18 protein-coding genes are annotated in these 16311 nt (G+C 36.0%); 3 read left to right on the forward strand and 15 right to left on the reverse strand.

Annotation, left to right across the window (positions count from 1 at the left end):
• Window positions 1-3: 3 nt before the first annotated feature.
• Window positions 4-1023, reverse strand: coding sequence for a sensor histidine kinase (locus IW22_RS01115; RefSeq protein WP_051890882.1), 1020 nt, complete (start codon window positions 1021-1023; stop codon window positions 4-6).
• Between the two features lie 67 nt (window positions 1024-1090).
• Window positions 1091-1840: a hypothetical protein gene (locus IW22_RS01120; RefSeq protein ID WP_034723471.1), complete on the reverse strand. Its 750-nt coding sequence runs from the start codon at window positions 1838-1840 to the stop codon at window positions 1091-1093.
• A gap of 913 nt (window positions 1841-2753) precedes the next feature.
• Here IW22_RS01120 and dcm point away from each other — a divergent pair.
• The 3 genes from dcm to IW22_RS01135 are packed head-to-tail and all read left to right on the forward strand — an operon-like array spanning window position 2754 to window position 6017.
• Window positions 2754-3809 (forward strand): DNA (cytosine-5-)-methyltransferase, encoded by a 1056-nt coding sequence (dcm, locus tag IW22_RS01125; protein ID WP_034723475.1) that lies wholly within the window; start codon window positions 2754-2756, stop codon window positions 3807-3809.
• A 6-nt stretch (window positions 3810-3815) separates the two neighbouring features.
• On the forward strand, window positions 3816-5264 hold the full coding sequence (locus IW22_RS01130) for a restriction endonuclease (RefSeq protein ID WP_034723477.1): 1449 nt from the start codon (window positions 3816-3818) through the stop codon (window positions 5262-5264).
• A gap of 9 nt (window positions 5265-5273) precedes the next feature.
• Complete coding sequence (locus tag IW22_RS01135) at window positions 5274-6017, forward strand: DNA methyltransferase (protein WP_034723479.1); 744 nt, start codon at window positions 5274-5276, stop codon at window positions 6015-6017.
• Window positions 6018-6283: 266 nt separating this feature from the next.
• Here the strand turns inward: IW22_RS01135 and IW22_RS01140 are convergent, their stop codons facing one another.
• The 13 genes from IW22_RS01140 to IW22_RS01200 form a co-directional block, all read right to left on the reverse strand.
• Window positions 6284-6943: a DUF4272 domain-containing protein gene (locus IW22_RS01140; RefSeq protein ID WP_051890885.1), complete on the reverse strand. Its 660-nt coding sequence runs from the start codon at window positions 6941-6943 to the stop codon at window positions 6284-6286.
• A 32-nt stretch (window positions 6944-6975) separates the two neighbouring features.
• Window positions 6976-7755, reverse strand: a complete 780-nt coding sequence (locus tag IW22_RS01145) for an alpha/beta fold hydrolase (protein ID WP_034723481.1) — start codon at window positions 7753-7755, stop codon at window positions 6976-6978.
• Window positions 7756-7871: 116 nt separating this feature from the next.
• Window positions 7872-8420 carry a dihydrofolate reductase family protein gene (locus tag IW22_RS01150; protein WP_034723484.1) on the reverse strand — a complete coding sequence of 183 codons (549 nt, stop codon included), beginning with the start codon at window positions 8418-8420 and terminating at the stop codon, window positions 7872-7874.
• A gap of 78 nt (window positions 8421-8498) precedes the next feature.
• The gene (locus IW22_RS01155) at window positions 8499-9743 is read right to left on the reverse strand and encodes a hypothetical protein (RefSeq protein ID WP_034723486.1); all 1245 of its coding nucleotides are present in this window, start codon (window positions 9741-9743) and stop codon (window positions 8499-8501) included.
• A gap of 66 nt (window positions 9744-9809) precedes the next feature.
• Window positions 9810-10568: a hypothetical protein gene (locus tag IW22_RS01160; protein ID WP_034723488.1), complete on the reverse strand. Its 759-nt coding sequence runs from the start codon at window positions 10566-10568 to the stop codon at window positions 9810-9812.
• Window positions 10569-10714: 146 nt separating this feature from the next.
• Complete coding sequence (locus IW22_RS01165; RefSeq protein ID WP_034723490.1) at window positions 10715-11233, reverse strand: hypothetical protein; 519 nt, start codon at window positions 11231-11233, stop codon at window positions 10715-10717.
• Window positions 11234-11349: 116 nt separating this feature from the next.
• Window positions 11350-11844: a tetratricopeptide repeat protein gene (locus IW22_RS01170; RefSeq protein WP_034723491.1), complete on the reverse strand. Its 495-nt coding sequence runs from the start codon at window positions 11842-11844 to the stop codon at window positions 11350-11352.
• An 18-nt stretch (window positions 11845-11862) separates the two neighbouring features.
• Complete coding sequence (arr, locus tag IW22_RS01175) at window positions 11863-12279, reverse strand: NAD(+)--rifampin ADP-ribosyltransferase (RefSeq protein ID WP_034723492.1); 417 nt, start codon at window positions 12277-12279, stop codon at window positions 11863-11865.
• 31 nt (window positions 12280-12310) lie between these two features.
• Window positions 12311-12829 (reverse strand): DinB family protein, encoded by a 519-nt coding sequence (locus IW22_RS01180; RefSeq protein WP_034723493.1) that lies wholly within the window; start codon window positions 12827-12829, stop codon window positions 12311-12313.
• A 319-nt stretch (window positions 12830-13148) separates the two neighbouring features.
• Window positions 13149-13994 carry a sialate O-acetylesterase gene (locus tag IW22_RS01185; RefSeq protein WP_034723495.1) on the reverse strand — a complete coding sequence of 282 codons (846 nt, stop codon included), beginning with the start codon at window positions 13992-13994 and terminating at the stop codon, window positions 13149-13151.
• 24 nt (window positions 13995-14018) lie between these two features.
• Window positions 14019-14630, reverse strand: a complete 612-nt coding sequence (locus IW22_RS01190; RefSeq protein WP_034723497.1) for a TetR/AcrR family transcriptional regulator — start codon at window positions 14628-14630, stop codon at window positions 14019-14021.
• A 101-nt stretch (window positions 14631-14731) separates the two neighbouring features.
• Window positions 14732-15385, reverse strand: a complete 654-nt coding sequence (locus IW22_RS01195) for a hypothetical protein (protein WP_034723499.1) — start codon at window positions 15383-15385, stop codon at window positions 14732-14734.
• A gap of 70 nt (window positions 15386-15455) precedes the next feature.
• Window positions 15456-16289, reverse strand: a complete 834-nt coding sequence (locus IW22_RS01200; RefSeq protein WP_034723500.1) for a LytR/AlgR family response regulator transcription factor — start codon at window positions 16287-16289, stop codon at window positions 15456-15458.
• Between the last annotated feature and the right edge of the window lie 22 nt (window positions 16290-16311).

Raw genomic sequence — 16311 nt, forward strand, 5'->3', positions numbered from 1 at the left:
TTGTCATGGGATTATCGGTAAAGTTACTGAAAACTCATTTTCTGTACGGATGATTTCAAACTGTATACCGGCTAACAGGGCATATTGCTGCCTCAGATTATTCAGTGCCCTTCCGGAAATGGATTTTGTGTTTCTTTTGATAATGGTATTATTTGATACAACAAGACTGCTGTCTGCAGAGATGGTAATCAAAACAGGATTTTTTTCTGTTCCGAGATTGTGCTGAATGGCATTTTCCAAAAGCAGCTGCAGGGTGAGCGGTATGATGTGGCCCCTGATGTTTAGATTTTGGATTTCCAGCAGATAGGCATTGCCATACTTGTGCCGCATGAGATTGAAATATTTTTTTGCAAAAGAAATTTCTTCATCTATTGAGATTAAACTTTTATCAGAAACCTGAAGAACATAACGGTATATGTCAGCAAATTCATTCAGAAAATCAGAGGCTTTATATTGATCTTCGTTGATTAACTGGTCTAAAACATTCAGATTATTGAACAGAAAATGAGGATTAAGCTGTGATTTGAGCTGGCTGATCTTTGCTTCGGAGAATGCCTGATTATAGTCATCGATCTGTTTTTGTTTTCTTTTGTTTTTTTGATAATAGTAAAATGCCAGAAAAAAACTTCCATAGATGAAAGTGTCCATTATTTCAGACAGGGTCGAAAGTATCAGGGTCTCCTGATTGAAATTTCTTTCAAAAGTGCCAAATGCCAGTGAAATGCAAAGTCCCAGTAGCTTCATGACAGCTAAATAGACGAGCATTGAGGTGCTGAATATTTTTAATGCCTCACCCGTACTGAAAGTATCTGATTTCTGCCAGTGTTTCATAAAGAAATGCATCACAAAAAACAGAATTCCAGCACTTATAAAAGACAGGACTGCTGCTTCCGGAGTGAAGATATACCAGTCAAGTGTTTTCCTTACCAGAAGCCTGATCTGTATGGATTGTGCATAGCCAAAAAGAAATACAAAAAGTAGAAAGTACTTGCTTTGCCGAATTTCGTTCAAAATATTTTTCATAGATATTCTGGTCAGATGATACAAAAATAGCCCTATAATAAAAATAAAGGGCTGCTAATGACTCAAATTATTTTGTCTTATGATCCGGGAATGATGCGGTGACTTCTCCTTTGTCATTATAGAAATCAAGTTTTGCATTATTTTCTTTATCAATATAGAACATTGCTTTGGGCATTCCTTTGTCGTCAAATAAAAAGAGGCCGTTATTTTCACCTCTGGATTTCCCAAGCATAATTCTCGGAGCGCCTCCTATCAGGTTCTTTTTTACATAGTCGTCATACTTTTGCTGCATGGCTTTAGGATCTTTTTTCCGGAGGTCTTCAAGCTCTTTCATAATTTCGGAAGTTTTCATTTGTGATTCTTCTGAAGGACGGTCATTAAAAGCAAGACTGCTGGACACAAACCGTTTGCCCCCTTTTGTATAATCCTGAGTTAAAAGTTGCATTACCTGATCTCCGTCGTATTGATCATAGGTTAATGATAAACCTGAGCTATGTCCGTTTTCCTTTTTTTGCCCGTCATAGATAAATCCACCACACTCAATACCATCTTCATTAAAAAACAGCATTCCTGAACGTTTTTTCCGGCTTTCATTGGTTGGTCGGGTATTGATTTTATCGTTTCCGTTGGGAAACCGGTCAACATTGGTAATGATCATTTTCACCGTGCCGTCTTTTTCCACGATATTAATTCTTTCGGCATCAATTTCCGTGAATTTTTGATTTCCGTTTGTTTTAAAAGCTGAGGTCGTCAGGAAAACCATTCCGATTACTGTTGCAAAAGCAAAAGCCCTTAGAAAAATCAATTCTTTATTCATAGTGTTGTTATATTGTACAAGACAAAACTATTCAGATATTAATTTATCTTCAAGCCAAAACTAATAAGCCAGGGAAAAATTCCTTTGAATAAGGGAATTCTGGGGATGAATTATTTATTAAGAACACGATGATGACAGGGAAATCGTTCTTATACAGATTAAGTATCACATGAAACATCATCCCAATCCGGGTTCTCTGAAAACGAGACGTAATCAGAGAGTTTGGTTTGATTTTGAACTTTTTTTACTATTAATTTATTTTCTCATGATTTCAAATTCAAAAAGGAATGAATGTATCCGCTAAAAAAATGAGTTTAATTTATGACAGATCAAATAGATTGCTAACCTTGAATTTGACAAATTGACAAATAACATAATACGACAAGTTTTGACGTTGTTACATTATAAATTTGCCACATTAAAAGATAAATAAAGCAAAAGAGTTTAAAAATAAAATCTTCTTAAAATAATAATTGAACTTTTATTTTGATTACTTTTGCCGTTCTTTTGTATGCTTTCCCTGTTAATCAAGTTGACTTTCCTATATAATTTGGCTCACTACTTTTTGCATTAGCACCATTATTGTTAGATTTGTCAAAGATGTCGAAAAAACAAGCTTATGAAAGAAATATTTGAAATATATCCGTAACTAAGATAGATAATTTGTTTTAGTATTATACATTTATCAATATATCTTATCACAATTGAAAAAAAACAAAATAAATGTATAAAGTGAAAAGATGTAAATCTTTACTATTTCTAACCTTAAAGAATTGAGACACAGGTTTTAGTTGAAGAATTACAGAAATGACGTATATTTATAAGAAAAGGAGGGAGTTACTTTTAGCAGCTAAAAAAAGTTAATATACTAAGAATGAAAAAACTAACAATAAGTCTAAAGGAGTTTTAATGTATGATAGGAGCATCATTATTTTCAAGTGCAGGCATAGCTGAAACTTACCTTGAAGAAGTAGGAATTAATATTGTTGCAGCCAATGAATTAGTTCAGGAAAGGGCTGACTTATATCAGGCATTGTACCCTAGTTCTAAAATGATTGCAGGAGATATTTTAAATGAAAATGTTTTTAAAGCACTTGTAAAAAGCACCCCCAAAAAATTAGATTTCCTAATTGCATCACCACCTTGTCAGGGAATGAGCGTGGCTGGAAAAAACAGGAATATTGAGCAAATGCTCGAGGATGAAAGGAATTATCTTGTTTTTAAAATTATTGATTTTATTAAGTTAAAATCACCTGATTTTATATTAATTGAAAATGTACCAACATTTTTCAAAATGGTTTTGCCTTATGAGAACAAACGTTTAAAAGTTATTGAAATTTTAAATCTGTTATTTGGAAAAGAATATAACATTGAGGCTAATGTGTATGATGCTTCTGAATATGGTGTTGCCCAAAGACGAACAAGAGCAATTATAAAATTATACCTAAAAGGTAAAAAATGGAGACAACCTTTAAAGTATGAAAAACAAATAACCGTAGAAGAAAAGATTGGTTTTCTACCAAGTATTGAAGCAGGGGAAAAATCAAAAATAAAATGGCATTTTGCCAGAAAACATTCGGATAATCACGTAAAGTGGTTGAAACATACGCCAACAGGAAAAACGGCTTTTGAAAATGAGAAGTATTTTCCGGTAAAACCAAATGGCGAAAAAATCAAAAGTTACAATACAACATATAGGAGAATTAAGTGGGACGAACCTGCACCAACAATTACAATGCGTAACGATGCAATCAGTTCACAACTGAATGTGCATCCAGGTAGAAAATTAAAGGACGGAACTTATTCTGATGCAAGAGTTTTAACTCCTTTGGAATTAATATTGTTGTCTTCTCTTCCACAAGATTGGAATATTCCTGACAATACACCTGAATTGCTTATTAGAAAATGTATCGGAGAATGTATTCCACCTTTGTTAATTAAAAACATTGTTGCTCAAATAAACCGATAGTATAGTATGACTTTAAGAATTGAAAGTAAAAAGTGGATTTTATATCGACACACGAGGGATTTTGATAAACTATGTGTTGTTGCTGAATTTTTGAAGTCATATTCTAAGACAGGAATTTCAACATATGAGAAAACACAATTAAATTTAAAGTTGCGTGAATTGGAATTATATAGTGAAAGAAATCCGGAATTACCGCTTGATGCAATAAATCATAAAATTAATCAGCTTTCATATTATATGTTTGGCTACCAAGCCAAAATTGACATGGAGGACCGTTTTTTGTTCAGTCCACTTGGCAACTTGTTTTTGAAATATGTTGAAGATAAAGAAAAAAAAGCCAAAATATTTCTTACAATGCTTTGGGCTGTTCAATATCCACACCCACATAGCGGAACAGATAGAGAATTTCAACTTTATCCATTTCGTTTAATTTACAAATTGCTTTCAGAACCAAAACTTTCAAACAAACTCTATGCGTTTGAAGTTGCTTATTCTGTTGTATTTCAAAAAGAAGTAACTAAAACATCATATGATGTTTTAGTAAATGAGTTACTGACATTAAGAAATTTTTCAGACGAAGAAATTGCTCAAAAATTTCAAGAAGATAGACACGTTTATGTGAACTCCTCATATGAATGGGATTATTATGTTTCAAGTTTGTTTGAAAGTGCAGGTGTATTGGATAAAAAAGACGGAGTAGTTATCACTAAATTGCAACACGGAAATAAAAATACTTTCCGAAAAATAACACGAAACGAAGTTTCAATTCCTGAAAATTTAATACAATTAGTTCAACAGTTGGAAATCGAATATTCGTTTTTAGAAAAACCATTGTTGCTTAATGATCCTGAACAACTGAAAATTGACGTTATTAAGGAAATGTACAGTTTCTATCCGAAAATGCTTTTGATCGAAATTGGAGAAGTTGCCGACGATATCAAATTTGAATTGCTTAATCTGCCGAAACTTATTGAACAATATGCTAATAATAATGAAGGAGCAGAAGCATATCTTTTTGAAGATGCTTTAGCGGATGGTTTCAATATGTTTTACAATGTAGAAGCTGAAAAAGTTGGAGGAGCGGGAAACACAGATTTAGAATGTATATATATTCCTAAAAGGAAAAAGTTTGCCGTTGATGCAAAGTCCACAAAAAACAAACTTTCAAGTGTAAACGCAGGAAGATTGGAAGGTCATCGAGAAAAAATTGGGGGTGCTTACACAATTGTAGTTACACCAAGATATGTTCCAGCGGTTCTTCAAGATATTCGAACGAGTCCAATAGTCATTATTCGTGCAAACACTTTTTCAGAATATTTGTACAACTGTATTAACAATGATATAAGAGAAATTGACTATGAAGATTTTGATGACATTATTATCAATAATCTTGGTAAAGACATCAGTAAAAACATTTCTGATTTGACGATTTCAAGGTTTGCAACAAAACAATAAAATTTGCTTATGATTACAATTACGAGGGAGGATAATATGCAATTAATGGCAAGGTATCCAGACAACTATTTCGACCTTGCTATAGTTGATCCACCCTATGGGATTTTGAATAAAACCAAAAGAGGTGGAGATTATAAATTTAATAAGGATGAATATAGTCAATGGGATGTAAAACCGAATGATGAGTATTTTAATGAATTATTTCGAGTTTCGAAAAATCAAATCATTTGGGGAGGGAACTATTTCGGACAACTTTGGCTAAGAAGTGAATATAACAAAGGTTTTATTGTTTGGGACAAGAATCAGCCTGAAACCCTGAATAATTTCTCAATGGCAGAAATGGCTTGGTCATCATTAGACAAGCCTTCTAAGATTTTTAGATTTAGTGTCAGAAAGAATAGAAATAAGATTCATCCAACTCAAAAGCCAGTTGAACTCTATGAGTGGCTTTTGAAAATGTATGCTAAAAAAGGAGATAAAATTTTGGACACTCATTTAGGAAGTGGAACTATTGCTATTGCCTGCTATAACGCTGGTTTATGTTTAACCGCTTGTGAAATTAGTGAAAACTATTATTTGAAAGCTTTGGATAAAATTAAGGAAGTTATTCCAGAATCTACTATCCATACAAACGATTTAGATGTATTTTCCATGACATTTCCTGAGCAAATAAAATCCGAAAATAAATTAGACATAGATATACAATACAAAGAGCAAGTAGAACAACTTAGATTATTTCAAGAAGAGAGATAAGGTATTACAAAAATAAAGCATAACATTATTTAAAAATAATGTTAAATAATTTATTGTCGATTAACTTTATTATTTCATTTTGAATTAGATAAAGGATAAAGGATAAAGAAAGGAAAGAAAAATGTTATAAATTATAATCTATTTTAGAAATTTACCTCGTACAAAATCATGTACGAGTTTTTTTATCCGTGAAGATTTCTTTGAATTTAGGAAATGAATTATTTATTAAGAACACGATGATGCCTGTGAAGTCGTCCTTACACAGATTAAGTATCACATGAAACATCATCCCAATCCTGATCCATATAGGTGATCAGCCAGTTTAAGGCATAATGTCTTTCATACACAATCCCCGAATCTATTGTCTCCATTTCAATGTTGTTGATGCGGGCATCTACGCAGGCCCAGTCGTATCTGTAATATAAATCGGCGGCATCTAGGATTTCAGATTTTGAACGGACTTCATACTTTCGATTGATGAAATCATTGGGATTGAGTTCTCCACCCACAGGATAATGCTCCGCCGGAATATCATTCAGATCACATAGTTCATTGGGAAAAGGTAGGGTGTCAACGATTTTTAGGGCCCAAAATAAAACCCAGATGCATTCACATTTCCAGCTTTCCTGAGATTTTTTGTGTTCTGTAGGATCGTTTAAAAAATCCTTTTCGTCCGGAGTCACAGAGTCCCAAAGATCATGCTCTTTAAGATAATCAATGGCCTCTTCCGGCTCGATGGAATCAAAAGCGATAAGGTTGGTGACAGCAAGAACGGTCAGCCTTCGCGCGATCTCTTCAGAAGTTCTCAGGGTGGTTTCTTCTGCCGTTTCTATATTGGGAAGGTTGAAATTAATTTTAATCCCTTCTTTTTTGAGGATTTCCTCAGTTCTTTCTTTTCGTGAAAGGCCTTCTTCGTTGATGGACATATTGAGTATGATAAAGGGTTAGTATAATAGAATCAGATAAGTTCTTTAATCGTCTGTTCAAGTAATTCGTTAAATTTCTCCGGATTTTCCAGCATTGGATAATGACCGGTTCCGGCTATATCAATAGAGTTGTAATCTTTTAAATACTTTCTGTTATTCTCAATGTTTGTAGGAGAATTATCGGAATTGATAGCTCTCACGGGTACCTGAACTTTTGAAGCGATATCTCTGAAATCTTTTATATATAAAGGCCTGAGGAGATAAATGGCTGCTTCCGATGTATTTTGAAGGAACTCATTCTGTAGTCTTTCTCTTACATCCGAAGGTGTGTTTTCCACAAAAAGGTATTGGGGAAGAATATGTTCCACCGCATTTTTAAAATCGTTGCGATAATGTACAAACATATATTGCTCAGCCTGCTCGTCTGTAAAGGCTTCATCAAGGTCTTTTATCGTATCTATCAGAATAAGAGCCTTAACCTGAGGGATCTTTAAAGAAGCTTCCAGCACATAAGCTCCCGACATGGAATGTCCTACAAGAATAATTTCTGATGAACCCATCTGATCTGCTACAGCCTTGATATCATCTGCATACAGCTCACTTGACCATTCTTTCCGCGATTTATCAGATAATCCATGTCCAGCAAGGCTCATTTGTACAATATGATAGGTATTCCTGAAATAGGCCTCCTGGCTGTTCCACCATTCTGCATTGCCGAGCCATCCGTGTACGAATAATAGGGTAGGATTTCCCTGCCCGCTTTCTTTGTAATGAATTTTCTGTCCGTCTGACGATTGTGCGTATTTTTCCATGATTAATATATTGTTGTGTTTGTATAGTCGGTTTGTGATTAAAAGGCTAATGTACAAAAAGAGATCTGTAAAGTATAGTGAAATCCCTGTATTATTGGGCTTTTTTGAAGATTTGTTTATGAACGTTGTGGCTCATAGATGAGCTGTACCACTCCGGATCGGAAGTTATGGGTTGCCATCAGTTTAAGTTCCAGTCTCTCTTTCATATTTTCAAATAATGGTTTTCCGCTTCCTAAGGCAACAGGGTGAACAGAGATTCTGTATACATCGATAAGATGAAGCTGAATAAAGGTTTTGATAAGACTGGCCCCACCATAAAGCCAGATGTCTTTTCCAGCTTGTTTTTTGATCTCTGCCACTTTTTCAGCAATGTCTGAACTGATAAAAACGGCCTGTGGATCCTCTTTGGTCTGTGTTGAAAAGACATATTTATTTTTTGAATGGACAGATGTCCAAAGTTTCTTTTCTTCAGCATCAGCAGTGTCTTCCGGCTCATAGTTTCCCCACGTGTCATAACTTACCCTGCCATAAAAAATGGTATCGATACTGTCCAGAAAACCGTCAAAATTCATGTCGTCATCCATAATGCACCAATCGGTTTCTCCATGTGGGCCTTCAATAAATCCATCTAAAGTAACGGCGAGATCAAGAACTACTTTTTTCATGTTTATTATTCATTAGGTTTTGGTAGTGTAAAAATAAAAAAACGCTCTGAAGTCAGAACGTTTTTGCGTTATAAAATGTTACCATTTCCAGATCTGCGGCTCATCTTTCCAGATCAGCAGCCTGAATTCCTCATAATGATTTCCGTTTCCGATGGTGTGTGTATCCCGTCGGCCTTTGTCCAGTTTCAATTGGTGTAAAATCCCGGAATGGGCAGCCACCCAAAGTGTTTTTTCATCATCCGAAAGAGTCATTCCCGAGATTGAGGAACCAAAGAAGTGTCTCCACAACTGTTTTCCGTCTTTATCAAATGCTTTGATGTATCCGTAAGCATCCCCCAAAATGTAATAGTCTTTTGTTGCGGTACCTGCATAAACCCTCATTTCCTCATCGATAATGGTATAATCATCACTTTCTGTATACGCCTCAATATCAGCGCCTTCATACTGACCGGAATTGATGCCTATGGTGATCCCGTTGTAGAAATGGCAGGAATTCGTGATCAGCTGGCTGTCATCTTTAGTAAACAGACAGAAATGCGGGTAAGAGGACTGTGCTCCGATTGAGCCTAAAGTATTGCCTTCCGGATCTAAAATCCGGTGATCATAGCTTTGGTCTCCCACCACAATGTAAGAATTGTCGTTGGAAAGCGTGGCATTTTCCATATCAATGTCAGGCGTCCAGTCTTCCTCGTCGTCTTCATTGATCGGATGAATGAGTTTTTCTTCTTTTTGCGAGATCAGATAAATTCCGAATGAAGTGACCAGAAGAACCTTGCTTCCATCATTGAACGGGATCAGCTCTGTAATTCCCAGTTCAGCCGTTTGGTTCAATTCAAATTCGTTGATGAGTGCTCCTTCCCAGCCTTTATACAATGATATTTTACCAGGAGTTGCAATGGCAAAAACATCATTCTGTTTTGATTTTCCAATGGCCTGTATATTTTCATCAAGTTGAGTCACCTGACCATGATCCAGCAGATAAGCCTGTCTTTTTTCATAAGAAGTTCCGGTCATGAAGACGATCTTTTCACCGGAAATAAAATGAAGCTGCTCAATGCTCTGCGATCTGTTTTCCAGTAAAGGAATGATAGGCGTATGAGCCGGCGGAAAATTCGCTCTGAAGTTTTCAACATCTCCGTTCTGATTGGCTTTTTTAAGCAGATTAAAAACGCTTTCAGCAAGATTTGATCTCTTGTCTTCAGGTTCTTCGCCTTTCCAGTTTTCCCAGCCGTTCTTTTCACCGAAATCAACCATTTCATTAATTTCTGTTGCATATCGTTCTCCTTTTGAGAACCATTCTTCCTGGATTGTAGTGTTTTGCATAATTGATGATTAAATAAAGTTGGAGATATTCTGTACGGGAATATCTTGTCTTAAAAATATTTTTTTTTATTTGAAGTTCGCATGCTCGTCATGACTTCCACTGATTACAATGCTGCTTCCTTTTAACAGCTTAGGATTAACAGTTCCTGTTTTTTCAGCAGTGAATTCAAACCCAAGGATATCTAACGTTTCACCCGGTTTGGAGAATTTTTCCTTTTTTAGGGAGTAAGTTCCTGCCGGACCAATCCTGATGGTATCTCCCGGCTGTTGCATAAACGTTTCGATATTATTTTTTTCTTTGGTTTCTATTTTAACACTTTTAGATAAGTAGAGCATATTGACATCCTGAAGACCGGACCAGTGAATAGAAAAATCCTTGTTCAAAGAGTTTTCTTCTTCATAAATAATATTTCTGGCACTGCTTAATTTCAGGGAAGGAACGCTGCCCAGGAAAAACTTTTTACCGTTGGCCAATTGAATCTGAAGATCGTATTGACTATGTTCCGGGGCTATTTTTTCAGTATGGTACAGGTGGTTTTTGTTGTAATAGAGCTGCTGTACAATTTTGTACTCTGCCTTTTTGCCATTCACCCATATACTTACAGAGTCGTTGCCAAACATTTTACCGTTTTTATCACGGAGGACTACAGAAATACTGTTGTCATTTTCATCTGTCAGTTTTTGGTAAATGCTGATTTCCGCTTTCAGATCAGAAATATCTGTAATCTTTGATGCCGGTTCCGGTCCTGAACAGGAATTGAACAGAAAATACAGACAGCATAGCAGAATAGACAGCTTCACTTTGATATAGCCGGCAGTTTTCATAATGTGATATTTTGGTGTGATGGAACTTTTTCCGGAGTGTTAAATTACGAAAAGAAATAGAATGTTGTGAAATGTAAAATGTATCATGTAAAAAGTAAAATGTATGTGCGCGCAATGATGACAAGACAAGTACTTTGTACATAGAATCAGAGATGATAATATTTTCTGAATTCTTTTTTGTCAATGATTTTCCAGTTTTTAACGCTAAAGTCTACCGTTGCACCCTGACTGACTTTGCCGTCCACAATGAGTTCATAGAAATCACAGCCCCAGTCTTTATTCATCATGGTATTATGGCTCCGGACCAAATATTTAAAGCCATAAATCTTTTTAACAGGTTCGCTTTTAATTTTCACAAAAACCGTATCCGTTAAAAGTATTTCATTCTTTATAAAATAATTTCTCTGATGTCTTAAAGAATCAGAAATAAGATCGGGTATTTTATCGCTGTAATTTTTAATGAGTTGATCTCCTCTTTTGATCTTAACATAAATACTGTCTGCATCTTTTGGAAAATATCCGAAGAAAGAAACTGGAAAACCGTCAATTTTAGTCTGTGCTGCACATTCTTTTTCAGCTTTTGAAAGTTTTTCTTTGTCACTTTCACAGGAGAGGAGGAATACAGCGGTTAAAATTAGGGCAATATTTTTTACAGATATATTCATGTTGCTGTCATTAAGAATTGGGAGAAACAGTCGATATTATTTTGCAATATTCACATTTGATACTTCCTGTATAAAAATGTATTGGTTATTTTTTATGAATTGAATCCGATAGTTTTTTATTTAATAAGTTCCTTCGAATAATTATACACCGATCTGTTATACCTTGGCAAATGTTTGGATAGCGACTCCAAAACCAATGACAATGCTTCTTTATCATTATTAAGCGATGAAAGAGACAGCGCCAGAAAAGCATGGACAGCATCATCCAGTTCATCAGAATAGTTTTCCTTCTCTTCCCTGAGGATCTCAATACTTTCGTGTATTTTTCCGTTATTCCGCAGCGTACTTGCCAGTTGAATCCGGGCTCTTCTTCTCCGCAAACCGGTAAGTCCTGAAGTTAAAGCAGATCTGTAAAGCGGTTCTGCATTTTGTTCAAAACCTGTTGAGTCGTAGGCGCAGGCTCTTTCGAAATCTGCGATAGCATTGGATTTATCGGAAGAAATTTTCTCCGTATGTTTTTTGATTTGGTGAATGAATTCATCATTGGAAATGCTTCCCAAGCGATCCCAAATTGTTTTTAATTCTTTTTCCCAAAGTTCAGATTCTGTCATCTTTTTAGTAATATATTATCAGTCTTCAATAGCTTCAATGCCCTGTTGTTTCAGCTTTTCCAGATGATCTTTCATCGTTTTCAGCTGTTCCGGTGAATGTCCCTGCCAGTCTGTAACTTCCCCGATCACCTTAAACGGATGCAGAGAACGGTAAGACTTTGTAGGATTTCCCGGGAACTTTTTGTCCGTTAAATTGGGGTCATCTTCAATGGGGCCCGTTGGTTCCACAATATAAATTCTTTCTTTCCCATCTCCGAAAGCGAGTTCTGCACCCCAGGTTGCCGCTTCCAGAGTCGCCGAAAGATAAATATATTTCGCCTTTCTTTTAGTGCCGTAATTGGAACTGAAACCAATTTCGATGAGGTCACCGGTTTTAAGATCCGCTTTGGTGCCGTGGTAATAGATGGGAGTTTCTTCAGAATGATTAGAATTCATTGTTCTGATATTTTTGATATGAAATTATGAATTATGCTTCTGAAGCAGTTTCCGAACTTTTATAGACATTCCAGAAATTATAATCCGTCATAGGTGCATCAGTGATCCCTACATTTCGGCCCATCGTTACGATTTGTCCCCTGTGGTAAGCCCCATGAACAATCACATGCTGGATATATTCATACTTGGAAAAGTCACACTGAAACCACGGAGATTCAATTTTTACATTTTTTGTTAAATCTTCTTCGGATAAACTTTCTACGTAATCTACCAATTTTTGGGAATTGTTTTTAATCCCATTGAAAATCTCTTCCTTAGTGTTGGCAGCAGAAATTTCAGGAAAATCGAAATCACCATTTTCTGCGATATGACTCCACCAGTATTGTTGGGTCTGCCAGATGTGGTGTAAAGTGGTTAAGATCGTCGGAAAACTTGAAATAACTTCCTGGTTAAGCTGTTCATCAGACTTGGTGGAAAGCCAGTCAATGTACTTATTGACCACCCAATTATTGTACTGAACACTGTGATTGATTAAGGTTTTTAAATTCATGATGATTAATATTTAGTTTGATTTAGGTGATATAAAAATAAATAAAATACTCATTGAATTTTGTTTTTTCAGAATAAGAGTGAATATTTCAGACTGAGGTAAAGGTAAAGGTAAAGGTAAAGGTAAAGGTAAAGGTAAAGGTAAAGGTAAAGGTAAAGGTAAAGGTCCGGACTCAGATTAAGAATATGATCTGAACATCCTATAACTCAAACCCTTCATTATCTAAATCCGCACCCATATCCCGAAACCCGCACCCCAAAACTCTCCAACCCTAAAACACTCCAACTCTAAAACCCGTACCTCGCATCCCGAACCAATATCAACCAAGTTTCGCTATCTGAGCCTGAAATTCCTCCGCCGTGATAACCCCCATTGCCCATTGATACTGAAGTAATTCATGTTTTTCATTCTTCGTCAATGGCTTTTGGTGGATTGTTTCTATGATCTGATCCTCATCCGGTAATGCTTCCAGGATGTGGTTCTTTTCCTGAAAAGCTTTAAAATATCTGACCCCAAATTTTCTCTGGGAAACTGCATTAAAGTGAATGTTGTCCGGATTGGCCGTTAAACCTTTGGCAGAAACAAAATAACAGTGTTGCTGATCTTTTGCAAACTGCATCAATGCTGCATTCACTTGATGATGTTCGTTGAAATACTGACCATATATGCCGTTCTGTAAAAAATCTCCCAATCCTCCGATAATGAGTGGAAGGTCCGGAGCATTCAGTTGTTTTCTCAACGTTTTTATAATCAGAGCGAGTTTTTCTCTATAAAGTAGGTGTTTTTGCCCATTGCTGTCACTCTCTCCCTGATGCCACAGAATTCCACTCAAGGTGCTTATTTTTTGTGCCGCTTTTGCCTGGAGAACTGCATTTTGAAACAGTGAGCCTTCCACGGACCAGTCATCCAGACTTGTCCCACCATCCGCACAAGGAATCAGGGCAATATCATCTTCCTGATTATGCAATAAACGCCATGAAGAAGCAAAACTGGCAGCCAGACTGATCCCGGAAGTAGAGCGGTCATAATTCACCGGTTCTGCCATCATTTGCCATCTGCCGTTTCTCAGCATTTTAATCTTTTCATCATAAATAGGAGGGACTTCATTCAGAAATCCCCGACCTGCCATATTGGATTGGCCGATCATTAAAAATGAGTGTGTCATTGTACTTATTGATTATTCTGTTCTTTATTTTTTTAATGCTTTGCAAACCTTGTCGAAGGTCATCAATACCATTTCGTCTGTCAAAACAAAAGGTAATCCGTTGATATTTCTTCCCTGCTGATGAAAGCGTAATAAGTTGTGTAGGGGAGCAAAAGCAATGGACCAGAAAATTTCAAATGGCAATTCATCAATTTCTTCACGCTGCACCGTATTGGATATGAACTGTAAAAGATTGTTCTTGAATTCACTCATAAACGTTCCCGGCTTTTCATTAAACATCTCAATAAACTGACGACTGTAATGAGAGTTATTGATTTGTTCAAAAAAGGGAAGCACCATAGGATTTTTGATGGCATAATGATATCTGTTCGTCCACTGTACACGCATTCCTTCTTCAAAAGCAGAATCCGGATCAAATCCCTCGTTTATTTCGGTTTCCATTTTGTTTCCTTCCTCAATAACCAGTTTCAGAATGAGATCATCTTTATCTTTATAATATACATAAGGTGTCCCTACAGAGATATTGCATGCTTTCGCCAGCTTATTGATCGTAAAACCATCCAATCCATCTTTCACAATGATTTCAATGGCCTTTTCTTTTATACTGTTTTCTTTGTTAAGATCCCGGTTGCGCATATTTGTTTTATTATCAATTGATTACAATTAAATGAACATTCATTTAATTATGAATGCAAATGTATATTATTTTCGGATTATCACAAAAAATAGGATGAAAATTATTTTTTAGGATAGTTTGGAATGTTGAGGCCAAGAATAATATTGTGCTTTGCCATCTGAATAGTACCTTTCATCAAAGGCTTTACAACGCCGCTTCCACCACGGTTTTCCTGAGGATACTTTTTGAAATACGGAACAAGAAGCTGGTCATCTTCAAAATTAATTTCATCCGTGTAATATTCATTGGCAACATCTGGCTCTTTTACAGATAAATGAATATGTGCCGGCAGCGTTTGGCTGGGATAAGGAGCAGGGCGGATTGTTTTAATGGTATATCTTCCCAACGCGTCTGTTTTTACCCATCCCCGGATATGACCGTGACGTTCTGTCCGTTTATCCATACCTTTTTTTGGCGAGTAATAACCGTCATTGTCCGTTTGCCAGTAATAGATAATGACATTGGCTGCAGGTGTTTTTCCGTTCCGTTGAAATACAGTTCCTGAGATTATTAATTGCTGACCTTTTTCATTCCAGCCGGGACTTATATCTTCAGAATGAATTTCTTTGGGCATTCCGATATACATGATTTCACAGCCGTCGCAGCCACCGCCTACGATTTTAGTATTTCCTTTTTTTTCTGAGGTCTGTCCGTTGCAGCTCATGAATCCTAAACAAGAAATCAGCATGATGATGTACACAATCAATGTTTTCATAGTGTTAAACTTTTCTGCAAAGTTGATCACTTAAGCCGTTGATTTTCAAATTTAATGAAGTAAGGTGAGTTTATTTTGTGGTAAGATGAAGGCTTTCCAGTTTTGATCTGAAATCTTTTGCATAATTGCGGCTTACTCTCAGGATGGTATCGTCTGAAAGCGTAATATCATAATCCCCGTTTTGTCTGGACTGGTAAGAAATAATGTGATGAATATTCACCATATGAGATTTATGGATCCGGACAAACTGATTGCTGTCTAATTGTGTTTCCAATGATTTTAAGGTGTCATTGTGAAGGTATTTTTTGGACCGGTGATGAATATTGATGTAAGGAGAATTCGCAGAAAAATAAAAAACATCACGGACCTCTATGACTGTTTTTTTATGATTCACGTCAGAAACCACTATGGAAGTTATTGTATTTTGTTTTGTGGTTTCTTTTGTAACCGACTGACGAGTCTGTATTTTATTCTTTAAAATGGTAAATATGATAAAAGACGAACTGTAGACAAGTACAGTTTTAATCAGGTAAGCGGTTATTCCAAAGGTAAAAGTCTGCCCATACGGAAAGGTGTGATCAGACAATGTTTTTGAAAGAAACCATATGAAGATAGGGTAGATGGTCAAATGAACTACAACCGCTAAACTGATCATCAATAGTCCCAGTGTAAGTTTTTTTGTTTTTTTAATCAGATAAAACTGAAGACACAGCAAAGGAGCAAACAGAAGCCAGAAACAACTGAAAAGAAGTGATTCGGATAGGTAAAAAGAGCTGTTTTGCAGCTGCGTCAATAAATAATCTAAATAAATATTCACCATCATCAACACAGTAAGACTACAGGCGAAAAAGAAAAACAGTTTCCGCCAGTCTTTAAAAAAATGATATAGCTGATGAATGGTCATATTCAGATCTGGTTATCAGACG

It is taken from the genome of Chryseobacterium sp. JM1 (assembly GCF_000737715.1).
GTDB lineage: Bacteria > Bacteroidota > Bacteroidia > Flavobacteriales > Weeksellaceae > Chryseobacterium.